Here is a 15,671-nt window from a genome sequence, read left to right on the forward strand (position 1 = left end):
TCCCCGAACCCCGGCTGCGTTTCGACGCGCCGGGGTTTGTCGTTTCAGGCTGGCGGGTGGGTTGCCAGCCAGTCGAGCAGCGCGGCGAGCCGCGCCGATTTCTGCAGCCGCTCCGGGAACACCGCCCACAGCACCGCCTCGCCGTCGGCACCGCCGCAGCGCCAGTCGGGCAGTACCGCGATGAGCTGGCCGGCGGCGAGGTCGTCGCGCACCCGTTCGAGCGGCAGCCGCGCGATGCCGCAGCCGGCCAGCGCCGCCTGATAGAGCGACTGCAGGTCGTTGGCGGCCAGCCTAGCCGGCGGGTCGAGCAGCAGGCGCTCGCCGGCCCGCTCCAGCTGCCAGGGTTCGGCGTGGGTGCCGCCGCGGTAGCGCAGGCAGGCGTGTCCGGCCAGTTCGGTGGGGTGAGCCGGGGTGCCGTGCGCGGCGAGATAGGCGGGGCTCGCGCACAGCAGGCGCTGGTAGCGGAACAGCCGCCGCACCCGCATGCTGGAGTCGGCCTGCGGCCCCTCGCGAATGCCCAGGTCGAAGCCGCGCTCGATCAGGTCGAAGCGCTCGTCGGAGATGGTCAGCTCGACCCGGATCGCCGGGTAGCGGGCGAGAAAACCGGCCAATGCTGGCACCACGAACAGATTGCCGAGCAGCAGCGGTGCGGTGATGCGCAGCAGTCCGGCCGGCTCCTGCTGGACCGTGGCGAGCGCGGCGCGGCCGGCGTCGTCGGCGGCGACGATGGCTCGGGCGTGCGGCAGGTAGCGTTGCCCGGCCTCGCTTAGCGCGACGCGGCGGGTGGTGCGGTGAAACAGCGCCGCGCCCAGCTCCGCTTCCAGCTGCCGAATCTGGCGGGTGACGCTCGACGGGGTCAGCCCATGCGCCGCGGCGGCGCCGGCGAAGGAGCCGTAGTCGGCGATGTGCAGCAAGAGGCGCAGGGCGGCGAGGTCGGCCATTATTGCAGGCTCCGGAATTCTGTATTGCCTATTTGCGGCTTCCCGGCCGGGGCTGTCAACGCCAGACTGGGGACGACCAAGGGAGGTGGCGATGATCAGACAGTTTTCGGCCGATGCGGCGTACGCCGTGGGCCTGCCGGTGCGCCCGGTGCAGGCGGTGCTCGCGGGTGAGCAGCACTGCGAGGTTGCGGTGCTGGGCGGCGGCCTGACCGGCCTGACCGCGGCGCTGGAGCTGGCGCGCGCCGGCGTCGATGTGGCGCTGGTCGAGGGGCACCGCTGCGGCTGGGGGGCGTCCGGGCGTAACGGCGGCCAGGCACTGGCGGGCCTGGCGGCGAGCATGGACGGAGTCGAGGCGGCACTGGGCCTCGACGCGGCCCGCCGGATCTGGGCGATGACGCTGGAGGGCCTGGCGCGGCTGAAGCGCCAGGTCGGCGAATTCGGCATCGACTGCGGGCTGGCCGAACACGGCTATGTGTATGCGGCGCTGAACCCGCCCCAGCTCGCCGGCCTCGCCGCCTGGCAGCGCAAGGCCGAGCGTGACTACGGCTATGACGGGCTGAGCCTGCTCGATGCGGCCGGCATCCGGGGGCACATTGGCAGCGAGCGCTACGTCGGTGGCGCGTACGACGCCAACGAGGTGCACCTGAATCCGCTCAAATATACGCTGGCGCTCGCCGATGCGGCGCTGGCCGCCGGTGTGTGCGTCTACGAACACAGCCCGGTGTCGTCGATCGAACGCGGCGTAATGCCGCGTCTCGTCACTGCGCGAGGCAGCCTGCGCTGCCGCAGCCTGGTGTTGGCCGGCAACGCCTACCTCGAGCAGGTGCCCGAGCTCGCTCGCACTATCCTGCCGGTGGAGAGCCACATCATCGCCACCGAGCCGCTCGGCGGGCGGGTATGCGATATCCTGCCGACCGGGGTGGCGGTGTCCGACTGCAACCATGTGCTCGACTACTATCGCTGCTCGCACGACGGCCGATTGCTGTTCGGCGGCCGTGCCGGCCCGCTGGTGACGCAGCGTGCCGAACATGCACGCGAGCGGATGCTGAAGGTGTTCCCGCAGCTTGCCGACGTGCGCATCGACTATGCGTGGGGCGGCTATGTCGATGTGACGCTGAACAAGCTGCCGCATTTCGGTTGGCTGACGCCGAACATCCTGTTCGCCCAGGGCTTCTCCGGTCACGGTCTGGCGCTAACCGGCCTGGCCGGCCAGCTGATTGCCGAGGCGCTGACTGGCTCCCCGGAGCGCTTCGCACTGTTCGCCAAGCTGCCGCAGCATCGTCTACCACCTGCAATGCGGCCGCTGGCGATTAGGCTCGGCACTACCTGGTACCAGTGGCAGGACTGGCGCAGTGCCCGCGCTTGAGTGTGCTGGTAGTGACGGAGAGGGATGGGAGAGCGGTCGGCTTTGACCGTGCGGCCGGGATTGGGCAGCATGGCGGGCCGAGACTGCCTTTCCTTCCCGCGATGCCCTGGTTTCTCTACGTGATCGAATGCGCCGGTGGTCGGCTCTATACCGGTATCAGCACCGACGTGGCACGCCGCTATGCGCAGCACGCTGCCGGCAAGGGCGCTCGTTATACCAGGCTGAACTCGCCGGAGCGCTTGCTGCTGACGGTCGAGTATGTTGATCGCTCGAGTGCGTTGAAGGCCGAATACGCATTCAAGCAGCTGCCCGCGACCGAGAAGCGGGCGTTTTGTGCGCGGTACGGTGTGGCCTGATTAGCTGGCCGCCGGCCAGGCGCCGATCTCGACGCTGTCGAGGCGCCGGCCGCGCTCCAGCACGAAGCCGACCTCGCCGCTGAGCCTGGCACCTGGCGCCAGCGTGCCTTGGGTCAGCTCGCGGTCCATCTGCCCCGGGGTCAGCCGACGGCCCAGGTCGTCACGGCCATACAGCTTGAGCTTGTCGAGCGAACGCGGTTGGCTGGCGGTGTTGATCAGCACGATATGGACGATCACCTTGCCCGGCTCCGGTTCCTCCAGTTTGTGGACCTTCAGCGGCACGACGTCCGGCCTGGCGGGCGGGGCGGCGTGGGCGATGCCGGCCGCCAGGCTCAGGCAGACGGCGAACAGCAGGGGCTTCATGCGACGTCCTTTCGGATCTCGGGGGAATGGCAAGCCTTATCTTCGGCCAGGTCGGTGCATGGGGACAGGTCAGCCGTGTGGCGATTCGGTGACGGTTGGTGACAGCCGGACGGCATGCCAAAATGGGACTATTTGCCGGAGCCTTGTCATGAGCCTGCATTACCATCTGATCCCGGTCACCCCGTTCGCGCAGAACTGCTCGGTGCTGTGGTGCGACGTTACCCATCGCGCCGCAGTGGTCGACGCCGGTGGCGATATCGCGCGCATCAAGGCGTGGGTCGACGCCCATGGGCTGAGCGTCGAGAAGCTGCTGCTGACGCACGGCCACATCGACCACGCCGGCGGCGCGGCCGCGCTGGCGGCCGATCTGGGGGTGCCGATCGAGGGGCCACAGTCGGCCGAAAGCTTCTGGCTCGATCAACTGCCGAGCCAGGGCCAGATGTTCGGCTTCCCCAGGAGCGAGCCGCTGACCCCGGACCGCTGGCTGGAGGAGGGCGACACGGTCAGCATCGGCGAGGAGACGCTCAGCGTGATCCACTGTCCGGGCCATACCCCCGGCCACGTGGTGTTCTATAGCGCTGCGGCGAAGCTGCTCGTTGCCGGCGACGTGCTGTTCCAGGGCTCGATCGGCCGCACCGACTTCCCGATGGGCAACCATCAGCAGCTGCTCGACGCGATCCGACAGAAGCTGTTCCTGCTGCCCGACGACACCACGGTGATCCCCGGCCACGGCCCGCTTACCACCATCGGTGCCGAGAAGCGCCACAACCCCTTCGTCGCCGACCCTCGCTACCGTTGATGGGCCCCGAGTTCGACCGCGCCGTGCTGGCGATCCTGGCCAGCGTGCCGCCGGGGCGCGTCACCACCTACGGCACGCTGGCGGAACTCGCCGGCTACCCGCGCCATGCCCGCCATGTCGGTCGCCTGCTCGGCCATCTGCCGGACTGGGCGGTGGTGCCGTGGCAGCGCGTGGTCGGCAGCGGAGGGCACATCGCCAGGCCGGGCACGCCGGGGGCAGACTACCAGCGCCTGCTGCTCGATGCCGAGGGCATCGAGGTGACGGGAAACGGTCGGGTCGACCTGCGCCGCTACGGTTGGCCGGACGACCGTTTCCGCTGATCGCCCACGGTGGTCGGCGAATGCCGGCAACAATGTGGTCTGCTACGCAATGCTCTGTCTGGCAGGGGCGTTCGGCGAAGGTGCAGGCAGTGCCACCACCACCGGTGGCATTTTTTCTGGTGGGTCTCGGCAAAAAAAATGCCACCGCGTCGCGGTGGCGAGAAAGGATGAGACTGACAAGAAACCGCTTTGCCACGCTGATTCCTCCAGAACGGTGGAGCGTGACCAGCTTCAGCGTCTAGCTAAAGTTTCTATCGCCATTTTTCAGAAAATGTTTATACAGAAGTCGAAATTTTTTCGACTGGATGATTAATGGCTTTGGGAGTCGCGACGTATTGGCGGTGACAGTCCGGTCAGCGGGGAAGGCAATGGGTGGGGCAGGAGGGCTCAATGCATGCCCGTGCGGCTTGGCGCGCCGGCCGCGCCAGAGACGCGGGCCGGTGGGGGCGAATGAAAGGCGAACAGCGGGCTAGGCGGTGATCAGCCGCGCAGCCGCAGCGTCAGGCCCTTGAGGAAATTGCGCAGGAACTGGTCGCCGCAGGGGCGGTAGTTCTTGTGGTCGGGCTTGCGGAACAGCGCGGTCAGCTCGGGCTTGGAGACGCGGAAGTTGGCCTGCTTCAGGATTTCGATCACGTCGTCCTCGCGCAGCTCGAAGGCGACGCGCAGCTTCTTCAGCACCAGATTGTGCGACATCGGCTCGGGGGCCGGCTGGCGGTCGCTCGGGCCGCGGCGTTCGATGATCAGGCCGTCGAGGTAGGCGGACAGCACTGCGGCCGGGCATTCGGCGAAGCCTTCCTCGTCGTCCTTCTTGAGGTAGGTGGCGAGCTGGTCGCGGGCGAGGGTCTGGCCGGTCAGGCCGATCACCTCGAGCATCTTGGGCTCGCTGCTGTCGAGCAGGTAACGCAGGCTGCGCAGGATGTCGTTGTTGGTCATCGGCGTGGTCTCGAAAAAGCGGGAAAGGGGCGGATGATAGCGCGAATTACCATGCATCACCGATTCGGGATCGCTGGGGGCGGCTTCCCCCAGTTCACAAAGCGACGGAGCCCGCCATGGGGCGGGCTCCGGTGCTGGGCTAGGCTCTGCCGTTGGCTTGGCGGTACAGCTGGATCAGCCGCGAAGTCGAGCTGTCGTGCGGTGCGTCGACGAGCTTGCCGGTCAGCTCGGCGTGGATGGTCTTGGCGAGCTGCTTGCCCAGCTCCACCCCCCACTGGTCGAACGAGTTGATGTGCCAGATCACCCCCTGCACGAAGATCTTGTGCTCGTAGAGCGCGATCAGCGCGCCGAGGTTGCGTGGGTCGAGGCGGGTCATCAGCAGGGTGTTGGTCGGGCGGTTGCCGCCGAACACCTTGTGCGGCACCAGCCGCTCCAGCGCCTCGCCCGTGAGGCCTTGCTCGGCCAATTCGACGCGCACCTCGTCGGCGGTCTTGCCGCGCATGAACGCCTCGGCCTGGGCGAACACGTTGGCGAGCAGGATCTCGTGGTGGCCGGGCAGGCTGGAGCGGTTCTCCAGCGAGGCGATCAGGTCAATCGGCGAGATGTGGGTGCCCTGGTGCAAGAGCTGGAAGAACGCATGCTGGCCGTTGATGCCGGTCTCGCCCCAGATGATCGGCGCGGTTTCGAAGTCGACCGGGCTGCCGTCCAGCATCACCTGCTTGCCGTTTGACTCCATGTCGAGCTGCTGGATGAACGCCGGCAGCCGGTGCAAGTACTGATCGTACGGCGCGATCACGTGCGAGCCGCCGCCGTAAAAGTTGATGTACCAGACGCCGATCATCGCCAAGAGCACCGGCATGTTCGCCTCGAGCGGGGCGTTGCGGAAGTGCTGGTCCATGATGTGGGCGCCGTTCAAGAGCTCGGAGAAGTTCTCCTCGCCCAGATAGAGCATGATCGGCAGGCCGATCGCCGACCACAGGCTGTAGCGGCCGCCGACCCAGTCCCAGAATTCGAACATGTTTGCCGGGTCGATGCCGAAATCGCCGACGGCCTTCTTGTTGGTCGATACCGCGACGAAGTGCTTGGCGACCGCCTTCTCGTCGCGGGCGCGGGAGAGGAACCACTCGCGCGCGGTGATCGCGTTGGTCAGCGTTTCCTGGGTGGTGAAGGTCTTCGACTCGACCACGAACAGCGTGGTCTCGGCGTGCACCTTCTTCAGCGTTTCCTTCAGCTGCGCGCCGTCGACGTTGGAGACGAAGTGCATATTGAGGCGCGGGTGGCCGTAGGGCTTGAGCGCGCTACAGACCATCAGGGGGCCCAGGTCGGAGCCGCCGATGCCGATGCTGACGATGTCGGTGATCGGCTGGTTGGTGTAGCCCAGCCACTCGCCCGAGCGCACCGCGTGGGCGAAGCGGCCCATGCGCTCCAGTACCGCGTTGACCTTGGGCATCACGTCCTCGCCGTCGACCTTGATCGGCGCGTTGGTGCGATTGCGCAGCGCCACGTGCAGCACCGCGCGCTGCTCGGTGGTGTTGAGCTTTTCACCCTTGAACATCGCCTTGATCTTGGCCGGCAGGCCGACCTGGTGCGCCAGTTCCATCAAGAGCGCCAGCGTGTCGTCGGCGAGGCGGTTTTTGGAGTAGTCGAGGAACAGCCCGTCGACCTCCAGCGAGTAGCGCTCGGCGCGCTCCGGGTCGTTGGCGAACAGGTCGCGCATGTGCACGTCCTTGGCGGCCTCGAAGTGGTCCCACAGCGCTTTCCAGGCGGGCAGGTCGGTGAGCTGGCTCATGATTCTCCTCGATCGTTCAGGGGCGGCTGGCGAAGCCGCTTGCGGGTCAGGCTGCGTTTGACTCTTTCCAGCTGCGGGATCAGCGCCGGGCCGCGCTTGAGCGCGACGCCGACCGCCAGCACGTCGATCAACACCAGGTGCACCAAGCGCGACAGCATCGGGCTGTAGGTGTCGGCGTCCTCGGGTACGTCGGCGGCCAGCACCAGGTCGGCGCGTTCGGCCAACGGCGAGTGCGGCTTGGTGATCGCGATCACGGTGGCGCCGTTGGCGTGCGCCAGCGACACCGCCTCGATCAGGTCGACGGTGCGGCCGGTGTTGGAGATCGCTACCACCACGTCTCCCTCGCCGAGCAGGGTGGCGGCCATCGCCTGCACGTGAGGGTCGTTGTATGACACGGTGGGCAGGCCGAAGCGGAAGAATTTGTGCTGGGCATCGGCGGCGGTGATGCCAGAGTTGCCGAGGCCGTAGAACTCGACGCGGCGCGCGCCGTTGAGCACCTCGACCGCGGCCTCCACCGAGGCCGGGTCGACCTGGTTGCGGCAGCCGATCAGCGCGGCGACGGTGTTGTCGAACACCTTGGCGGCGATGTCGGTCATCGCGTCGTCGGGGCGCACCGTGGCGTGCACGTACGGCACGCCGGGCATCAGGCTGGCGGCGAGCTTGAGCTTGAATTCGGACAGGCCGGACACGCCGAGCGAGCGGCAGAAGCGGATGACGGTCGGCTGGCTGACGCCGGCGCGGCGGGCGATCTCGCCGACCGCCTCTTGCATTACCGTGTACGGCTGCGCCAGCACCAGCTCGGCGACCTTGTGCTCGGCGGCGGACAGGTTGGCCAGCTCTAGGCGTACCCGCTCGAGCAGGTTGCCGGTTTCGAGCAGCGGGGTATCGGGATGGCTGCTCATGGCGACCAGTACACGGTGAGCGGCAGCGCGAAGAACGCGCCGACCGGATAGCGCTGCGCATCCGATTCGGCGATCGTGGCGACCGCGCGCTTGGCCTGGCCGGCGATCGCGAGGAGGCGCGCCTCGGCGCGTGCGAGTTCCGCCAAGGTCAGTGTCAGCCGGCGATGCGGCGCGTTCGGCGGCGTGATCGCGATGATGCGGTGCCGGCTGTCCGGGGCCAGTCCCTCGGCCAGGCCTGCCGCATCGGGGAACAGCGACGCGGTGTGGCCGTCCTCGCCCATGCCGAGCACCGCGACGGTGAGCTTGGGCAGGGCATGCTCGAGGCGTTCGAGGTCGGATTCCGGGTCGGCCGGGTCGGTGACGAGCGGCACGAAGCGCGCCGCGGCGGCACGGCCGACCAGCAGGTGCTCGCGCACCAGCCTTGCATTGCTGTCAGGATGGCCGGCAGGGACGATGCGTTCGTCGACCAGGGTGACGGTGACGCGCGACCAGTCGAGGTCGGTCTGCGCCAGTGCCTCAAACAGGGCGATCGGCGATTTGCCGCCGGAGACCGCCAGGGCGGCCGTGCCGTCGCGCTCGATCGCCGTCTGCAGCCAGCCGGCGATCGCGTCGGCCAGGGCGGTGGCCTGCGCGGCCGCGGTATCGAAGGTATGCCAAATAGGGCTCATGCGAAATCCCGCTGTGATGATGGCCGAACCGTATCAGCTTTCCTCGTGCCAGGCGACGCCGTTGCGCGACAATAGCGCGCTCGACGCGGCCGGTCCCCAGCTGCCGGCGGTGTATTGCTTGGGCGGCGTAGTGGCCGTCTCCCAGGTGTCGAGGATGGGTTCGACCCAACGCCAGGCCTCGACCAGTTCGTCGCGACGCATGAACAGTGCGAGGCTGCCACGGATCACGTCGAGCAGCAGCCGCTCGTATGCGTCGGCGCGGCGCGAGCGCGACATCTCGTGGAAATCGAGGTTCAGATAGGTAGGCTGCAGCACCAGCGAGTCGCCCGGCGCCTTGGCCATGAAGTGCAGGCGGATGCTCTCCTCGGGCTGCAGGCGGATCACCAGCTGGTTGGCCGGAAGGCCCGACGGGCCCGGCACCAGCTTGTGCGGCACGTCGCGGAAGTTGATCACGATCTCGGCGACGCGCTCCTGCAGCCGCTTGCCGGTGCGCAGGAAGAATGGCACGCCGGCCCAGCGCCAGTTGTCGATCTCGGCCTTGATCGCGACGAAGGTCTCGGTGCGGCTGCCGGCCGGGATGTGGTCTTCCTCAAGATAGCCCTTCACCGGGCGGCCGCCGACCGCGCCGGACTTGTACTGGCCGCGCACCGTCTTGTTGAGCACGTCGTCCGGGGTGAACGGGCGCAGCGACTTGACCACCTTCAGCTTCTCGTCGCGGATCGCGTCGGCGTCGAGGCTGGCCGGCGGCTCCATCGCGACGAAACAGAGCAGTTGCAGCAAATGGTTCTGCACCATGTCGCGCAGCGCGCCGGTGCCGTCGTAGAAGTCGCCACGGCTTTCCACGCCGAGGTCCTCGGCGATGGTGATCTGTACGTCGCGCACCCACTCGCGCCGCCACAGCGGCTCGAACAGCGAGTTGCCGAAACGGATCGCCAACAGGTTCTGCACCGATTCCTTGCCCAGGTAGTGGTCGATCCGGTACAGCTGGTCTTCGGCGAAATGCTTCGCGACCGCGTCGTTGATCGCGTTGGACGAGGCCAGGTCGTGGCCGAGCGGCTTCTCCAGCACCACGCGCACATGCTTGTCGTTCAGGCCGACGGCGGCGAGGTTCTCGCAGATGCCGGCGAACAGGTCGGGTGCGGTGGCGAGATAGCAGACCACCACCCGCTGCGGGTGACCGGCCAGCTTCTCGGCGAGTCCTGGGTAGCCGGCGGCATCGGACGCGTCGAGACGGTAATAGTCGATGCGCTCGCAGAAATGCTGCCATTGGCCGACGTCGAAGTATTCCTTGATGTGAACCCGGGCGTGTTCCTCGACGAATGCGAGGTATTGCTCACGCGACCAGTCTTTCCGACCGAGCGCCAGCACACGGCCGTTGTTGTTCAACGAGCCTGCGGCGTGCGCCTGATACAGCGCCGGCAGCAGTTTGCGCATGACCAGATCACCGGTGCCGCCGAACAGCACCATGTCGAAAGCGGGGGTAGGGTTCACGCCGGGTCTCCGTGCTAGGTAGTGGTGATGTAGTAATACTACCAAAGACTAGGGGCTTGTCCAGCCAGTTTAGTGAGTGGTGTGCAATATTGGCGTTATTCCTTATAGGGAAGGGAGTTGTTTGGTATTTTTGCGACGTCGGAACAATGGGGTAGCCATTCCGGCTTGCATTTTATTTGTAGTAAAACTACCATCCGATTATCGTTTTTCAAGCACTGGACCGTTGCCATGCCACTGCATCCTGTCGTCGCCGAGGTTACCCGTCGCATCACCGAGCGCAGCCGGCCCACGCGTGCTGCCTATCTTGCGCACGTGGACGCCGCCCTGAAGCGCGGCAAGGTGGAGCGCAGCCAGCTGTCCTGTACCAACCTGGCGCACGCGTTTGCGGCAATGCCGGACGATGCCAAGTTCCGGCTGAAGGCGGTGGAAAAGCCGAACCTCGCCATCGTGTCCGCGTACAACGATATGTTGTCGGCGCACCAGCCGCTCGAGGCCTTCCCGGCCTGGATCAAGCAGGAGGCGCTGAAAGCGGGCGCGACCGCCCAGTTCGCCGGCGGCGTGCCGGCGATGTGCGACGGCGTGACCCAAGGCCAGGCCGGCATGGAATTGAGCCTGTTCTCGCGCGACGTGATCGCGATGAGCACCGCGGTGGCGCTGTCGCACCAGATGTTCGACGCCGCGCTGTATCTGGGCGTGTGCGACAAGATCGTGCCGGGCCTGATGATCGGCGCGCTGACCTTCGGCCATCTGCCGGCGCTCTTCGTGCCGGCCGGCCCGATGACCACCGGCATGTCCAACGACGAGAAGGCGCATATCCGCCAGCTCTACGCCGAGGGCAAGGTCGGCCGCGCCGAACTGCTCGAATCGGAGTCGCAGAGCTACCACGGCGCTGGCACTTGCACCTTTTACGGTACGGCCAATTCCAACCAGATGCTGATGGAGATCATGGGCCTGCACCTGCCGGGCACCGCCTTCGTCAACCCGAACACCCCGCTGCGCGAGGCGCTGACCCGTGCCGCCGCGCGCCGCGCCGTACAGATTTCCAACCAGGGTGAGACCCCGACCCCAATCGGCCACGTGATCGACGAGAAGGCCGTGGTCAACGGCATCGTCGGCCTGCTGGCCACCGGTGGCTCGACCAACCACACCCTGCACCTGGTCGCGATTGCCCGCGCGGCCGGCCTCGACATCTCATGGGACGATTTTGACGAGCTGTCGAGCGTCGTGCCGTTGCTGGCACGCGTCTATCCCAACGGTGGCGCCGACGTGAACCATTTTCACGCCGCCGGCGGCATCGGTTTCGTGATCCGCGAGCTGCTGGCCGCGGGTCTGCTGCACGACGACGTCTCCACCGTCGCGGGCAAGGGACTGACGCATTACACGAACGAGCCGTGGCTCGACAACGGCGAACTCGCCTGGCGCCCGGCGCCGACCGAGTCCGGCGACCTGGACGTGCTGCGTCCGGCCAGCCAGCCGTTCTCGGCCGATGGCGGCCTGAAGCTGGTCACCGGCCCGCTGGGTCGCGCGGTGATCAAGGTGTCGGCGGTGAAGCCAGAACACCGCCTGGTCGAAGCGCCAGCGCTGGTGTTCGACAGCCAGGATGAGCTGCTCGACGCCTTCAAGCGCGGCGAGCTGGAACGCGACTTCATCGCGGTGATCCGCTTCCAGGGCCCGCGCGCCAACGGCATGCCGGAACTGCACAAGCTGACCCCGACGCTGGCGGTGCTGATGGGCCGCGGCTTCAAGGTGGCGCTGGTCACCGACGGCCGCATGTCCGGTGCGTCAGGCAAGGTGCCGGCGGCGATCCACGTCAGCCCCGAGGCGCTGGACGGCGGCGCGATCGGTAAGGTGTGCGACGGCGACCTGCTGCGCCTGGATGCCGATGCTGGCAAGCTGGAAGTGCTGGTCGATGCCGCCGAATGGGCCGCCCGGCCGCTGGCTTCGGCCGACCTGTCCGGCAATGATTTCGGCGTGGGCCGCGAACTGTTCGCCGGCTTCCGCCACACCGCCGACCGGGCTGAGGCCGGCGCGATGAGTTTCCGCCACCCGCTGTGGCACACGAACAAGGATTGATGAGATGACGATCGACGCGCTTTCCCTCCTGCAAGACGGTCCGGTGATGCCGGTGATCGTGCTGTCCGACCCAGGCCTGGCGCCTGAGCTCGGCCGCGCACTGGTCGATGGCGGCATCCGCGTGCTGGAAGTGACGCTGCGCACCAAAGGCGCGCTGGCCGCGATCACCCGGCTGCGCGAGGAAGTGCCCGACGCCATCGTCGGCGCCGGCACGGTGCGCACCCGCGCGCAGTGGGAGGCGGCGCTGGAAGCCGGCGCGCAGTTCGGCGTCAGCCCGGGCCTGACCGGCGAGCTGGCTGCGGCCGCGCGCTCAAGCAACGTGCCGTTCATCCCCGGTGTGGCTACTCCGTCCGAGGCGATGCGTGCCGCCGACGAGGGTTTCCTGATCCAGAAACTGTTCCCGGCCGAGGCGGTGGGCGGCGTGAAGCTGCTCAAGTCGCTGGCCGGCCCGCTGTCGGAGCTGCGCTACTGCCCGACCGGCGGCATCAATGAAAAGAATGCCGTCGACTACTTGGCGCTGCCGAATGTGCTGGCGGTGGGCGGCTCCTGGCTGACGCCGGACGATGCGATCGCGGCGCGCGACTGGGCGCGTATTACTGAGCTGGCACGCGGTGCGCGCGCCTTGCGCGAACGCTGAGCCTAACGATTTCTCCTCTTGTTTTTGTTGCATTTTCTCTCCCAAGGGCGACCGCGTGTCGCCCTCTTTTTTGTCTGGTTTTGACTAGGGAAATGGGGGGGAGGCTGGCCGAAGGGGGCTTTGTTGGCAGAGTGGGCTTCTTCGGCCAACGTTGGTGAGGGTTGCGGCCTTGTCGGTCTCGCCCGACCGGCGACCTACTTTCTTTGCTTCGCCAAAGAAAGTAGGCAAAGAAAGGCGACCCCAGCACGCTGGCCTACGGCTTCCCTCGCGCCTGCCAAGCGGCCAGGCGCCGCCGAACTCGCCCCGCGCTAACGTCGCGGTGCTCGAACATGCGGCGGCTTAAGACCTGGTCGCTTGACGATCGCTCGGCAGCGCGAAGGGGGATGGGCAGGATGATTGCGGCAGATGTGGATTTGTAAGGCTTAAAACCGTGGTAGGTTTGGGTGAGAGATCCACTGTTGGCCGAATCGGTTCGTTCATTGCATCAGTGTTGTTCGGAACCTTTGTGGTTATCCACAGAAAGTGGGCGACGAACCATTTTGTCCGCAGCTGACGCCAAGCCAAGCAATCCACTGTTTTTCCGGACAAATTGCGCGATTGTTACCAACGAGCAGTCTATCTCCCCTTCGACACCGCCGAGGACGGCGCGGGCAACGGGGGAAGTCGGCGAGCACTGTCCGAGTGCCGATGTAGTCGGTGCGAGTTGCGCAGCCGCCCGTTGGCCGTAGCGCTCGCAGGGCAGCCCGCGTAGCGGGCCGGCGTCGTGGGGGTCGTCTTTCTTTGGGTACTTTCTTTGACGAAGCAAAGAAAGTACCTCGCCGGTCGGGCGAGACCGACAAAAGCAACATGCCGCGCCAATGCGGCCGACAGTTCACCAGAAAAGGTTGGCCGAACGCCCCCGTTCTTATCTGCCCGGCCAACAAAAAAGCCGACCCAACGGGTCGGCTTTTTCACGGCACGAAACGGCATGTAGCAGCTGATCGCTCAGCCCGCCAACGCGCCCTCGGCGCTCACTTCCACCTCGACGGTGCCACCTGCACCCACCTCGTCTTCGCTCTCCTGAGCCAGGTCCTGATGACCCTCCACGCCGAGGAAACGGAACTCGATGGTCAGCTCCAGTTCGTCGATGCGCACCACGCCGAGGCGCACCGTGTCGCCCGACGCCAGCGTCGGCAGACCCGGCACGCGCACCCGCATCGGCAGGCCGTTCAGGCGCAGTAGATCTTCCTTGATGAAGTTGGCGGTGATCTCGCTGACGCCTTCCTGCGTGAACCAGCGCAGGCACCAGAAGTATTCCAGCTTGTCCTGAAAGCCGAGGTAGGCGCTGTAGGCCGCGTCGAAGTCGCGCAGCACCGCGAACAGCATCGCGTCGCCCTGCTCGAACTGCGGCTTCTCGCCACGGATCATCGCGGTGAGCTGGCGCTGGTTGACGAAGTCGGCGGCGCGGCGCAGCGGCGAGGTGCTCCAGGCGTACTGGGCGACGCCCAAGCCGACGTGCGGCTCGGCCTTGGTGGTCATGCGCACCTTGCCCATGGTCTGCGCGCGGTACAGCGCCGGGATGCCGGCTTCGGCCAGCATGCGGCCCCACTCGCTGTTGGCGAGGATCATCAGCTCGGAGACCAGCTTGTCCATCGGCGCGCCGCGCTTGCGGGTGGTGATCAGCACCTTGCCGTCTTCGATCGCGAAGTTGTAGTCGCTCTGCACCGGGCGGGTCGGGTCGTACTTGCCGCGGAACTTCTCGCGCGCCACCGCGAACTGCCACAGCCAGACCAGCTCGTTCTTGAACGGGTAGTCGGGGCCGAAGCCCGGTTCGGCCAGGGTTTGTTCGTTGAACACCTGTTCCAGCTGGTCGTGGCGCAGGTTGGCGGCGATGCGCACCTTCTCGATGCGGTTCTCGTACGACACCGGTTCGAACTCGGGGGTGACCTCGACGTACAGGCTCAGCGCCGGGCAGTCCAAGCCTTCCTGCAGCGTGAACGCCTGCACCAGCTCGTCCGGCAGCATGGTGATCTTGTCGCCCGGGAAATACACCGTCGACAGGCGCTGGAACACCACGCGCTCGATCTCGGAGCCGACCGCGATGCCGAGCGTCGGCGCGGCGATGTGGATGCCGACGCGCTTGTTGCCGTTGGGCAGGTCGGTGACCGACAGCGCATCGTCGATCTCGGTGGTGGCGGCGTCGTCGATCGAGAACGCGGCCACGTCGGCGGTGGGCAGATCGTTCTCGGGGGTCGGCGCCGGCAGTTGGCCGAAGCCGCGGCCCTTCGGGAAGTGTTCCATCAGAAAGCCGGCCAAGAGGTAATCCGGCACCGACGGGATGCCGCCGAGCTGGGCGGCCAGCTTCAGCGGCGACAGCGCCTTCTTCTGGCAGGCGGCGTCAAAGGCCTTGAATTCGAGGGTTTGCTTGTCCGGACGGTGCAGCAGCAGCATCAGCTGACTCTTGATCGCGTCGGGCAGGGTGCCTGCGACCATGTCGGCCACCCAGGCGTCGATCTGCTCCTGCTCGCGCTTCTTCTTCTCGATGCCGGCCAGCGCGGCCTTCAGCGACTCTTCCGGCGCGGCCTTGAAGCGGCCCTTGCCCTTCTTATAGAAGTACATTGGCGCACCGAAGATGGTCAGCAGGATCGCGGCGCCCTCAATGGCATTCGGCTTGTGGCCGAAGTACTCGGCGCCGATGCTGTCGAAGTCGAACTCGTCCTCGCCGCACACTTCCCACAGGAAGTCGACGTCGATGTCGGCGGCCAGCGCCTCGGCGGCCGGCAGGAAGTCGGCCAGGGGGCTGGTGAATTCGATCATCACGTTGGCCGCTTTGATCTTGGCGCGCTTGCCGTGCTGGGTGTCGACCTGCAACGAGGCGTCGTTCTTGGTCACCACAGTGCCGACTTTGAAGGCACCGCTTTCCTCGTAAAAAATATTCATGCGCGCGCTAGCTAATGATGGGGCTGGGAAGGGAGCGATTATACCAGCGGGACGGAGCCACCCGGCAGTGGGGCGACGACGGGTGCTGGTAACGACGAAGCCGCCGGCGTCCCC

Annotated in this window: 15 protein-coding genes; 7 read left to right on the forward strand and 8 right to left on the reverse strand. The window is 66.7% G+C overall.

The annotated features are described in order from the left end of the window. Positions 1-44: 44 nt before the first annotated feature. Positions 45-941 (reverse strand): LysR family transcriptional regulator, encoded by an 897-nt coding sequence (locus QU481_RS08735; protein WP_289829570.1) that lies wholly within the window; start codon positions 939-941, stop codon positions 45-47. A gap of 91 nt (positions 942-1,032) precedes the next feature. Here QU481_RS08735 and QU481_RS08740 point away from each other — a divergent pair, with 91 nt between their 5' ends. Together QU481_RS08740 and QU481_RS08745 are read left to right on the forward strand one after the other, a co-directional pair. Continuing rightward, complete coding sequence (locus QU481_RS08740) at positions 1,033-2,307, forward strand: NAD(P)/FAD-dependent oxidoreductase (protein ID WP_289829571.1); 1,275 nt, start codon at positions 1,033-1,035, stop codon at positions 2,305-2,307. A 101-nt stretch (positions 2,308-2,408) separates the two neighbouring features. Beyond that, positions 2,409-2,663: a GIY-YIG nuclease family protein gene (locus QU481_RS08745; protein WP_289829573.1), complete on the forward strand. Its 255-nt coding sequence runs from the start codon at positions 2,409-2,411 to the stop codon at positions 2,661-2,663. On the opposite strand, the gene QU481_RS08750 is transcribed toward QU481_RS08745, so the two are convergent. Further along, positions 2,664-3,026, reverse strand: a complete 363-nt coding sequence (locus QU481_RS08750; protein WP_289829574.1) for a DUF4352 domain-containing protein — start codon at positions 3,024-3,026, stop codon at positions 2,664-2,666. It lies immediately after the preceding gene. 148 nt (positions 3,027-3,174) lie between these two features. Between QU481_RS08750 and QU481_RS08755 the strand changes: the two genes are divergently transcribed. From QU481_RS08755 to QU481_RS08765, 3 genes are read left to right on the forward strand one after another with little or no spacing between them, the layout of a single operon-like run. Next, a complete protein-coding gene (locus QU481_RS08755) occupies positions 3,175-3,825 on the forward strand; it encodes an MBL fold metallo-hydrolase (RefSeq protein ID WP_289829575.1) in 651 nt (216 codons plus the stop codon). Then, complete coding sequence (locus QU481_RS08760) at positions 3,825-4,145, forward strand: MGMT family protein (RefSeq protein WP_289829576.1); 321 nt, start codon at positions 3,825-3,827, stop codon at positions 4,143-4,145. Before QU481_RS08755 ends, QU481_RS08760 begins: the two co-directional genes overlap by 1 nt. A gap of 49 nt (positions 4,146-4,194) precedes the next feature. Then, positions 4,195-4,458 carry a hypothetical protein gene (locus tag QU481_RS08765; RefSeq protein WP_289829577.1) on the forward strand — a complete coding sequence of 88 codons (264 nt, stop codon included), beginning with the start codon at positions 4,195-4,197 and terminating at the stop codon, positions 4,456-4,458. A 167-nt stretch (positions 4,459-4,625) separates the two neighbouring features. On the opposite strand, the gene QU481_RS08770 is transcribed toward QU481_RS08765, so the two are convergent. The 5 genes from QU481_RS08770 to zwf form a co-directional block, all read right to left on the reverse strand. After that, complete coding sequence (locus tag QU481_RS08770) at positions 4,626-5,078, reverse strand: YehS family protein (protein ID WP_289829578.1); 453 nt, start codon at positions 5,076-5,078, stop codon at positions 4,626-4,628. A 139-nt stretch (positions 5,079-5,217) separates the two neighbouring features. Next, positions 5,218-6,867 (reverse strand): glucose-6-phosphate isomerase, encoded by a 1,650-nt coding sequence (pgi, locus tag QU481_RS08775; RefSeq protein ID WP_289829579.1) that lies wholly within the window; start codon positions 6,865-6,867, stop codon positions 5,218-5,220. Then, positions 6,864-7,727, reverse strand: coding sequence for a transcriptional regulator HexR (gene hexR / locus QU481_RS08780; protein ID WP_289829652.1), 864 nt, complete (start codon positions 7,725-7,727; stop codon positions 6,864-6,866). Before hexR ends, pgi begins: the two co-directional genes overlap by 4 nt. A 38-nt stretch (positions 7,728-7,765) precedes the next feature. After that, positions 7,766-8,437, reverse strand: coding sequence for a 6-phosphogluconolactonase (gene pgl / locus QU481_RS08785; protein WP_289829580.1), 672 nt, complete (start codon positions 8,435-8,437; stop codon positions 7,766-7,768). Between the two features lie 33 nt (positions 8,438-8,470). After that, entirely contained in the window at positions 8,471-9,928 is a 1,458-nt protein-coding gene (zwf, locus tag QU481_RS08790) for a glucose-6-phosphate dehydrogenase (protein ID WP_435382728.1), read from the reverse strand. A gap of 228 nt (positions 9,929-10,156) precedes the next feature. On the opposite strand from zwf, the gene edd reads away from it, so the two are divergent. Together edd and eda are read left to right on the forward strand one after the other, a co-directional pair. After that, positions 10,157-12,001 (forward strand): phosphogluconate dehydratase, encoded by a 1,845-nt coding sequence (gene edd / locus QU481_RS08795; protein WP_289829581.1) that lies wholly within the window; start codon positions 10,157-10,159, stop codon positions 11,999-12,001. A 4-nt stretch (positions 12,002-12,005) separates the two neighbouring features. Further along, a complete protein-coding gene (eda, locus tag QU481_RS08800) occupies positions 12,006-12,638 on the forward strand; it encodes a bifunctional 4-hydroxy-2-oxoglutarate aldolase/2-dehydro-3-deoxy-phosphogluconate aldolase (RefSeq protein ID WP_289829582.1) in 633 nt (210 codons plus the stop codon). Between the two features lie 984 nt (positions 12,639-13,622). Here the strand turns inward: eda and QU481_RS08805 are convergent. After that, entirely contained in the window at positions 13,623-15,557 is a 1,935-nt protein-coding gene (locus tag QU481_RS08805; RefSeq protein WP_289829583.1) for a ribonuclease catalytic domain-containing protein, read from the reverse strand. Between the last annotated feature and the right edge of the window lie 114 nt (positions 15,558-15,671).

It is taken from the genome of Crenobacter oryzisoli (assembly GCF_030385785.1).
Lineage (GTDB): Bacteria > Pseudomonadota > Gammaproteobacteria > Burkholderiales > Chromobacteriaceae > Crenobacter_A > Crenobacter_A oryzisoli.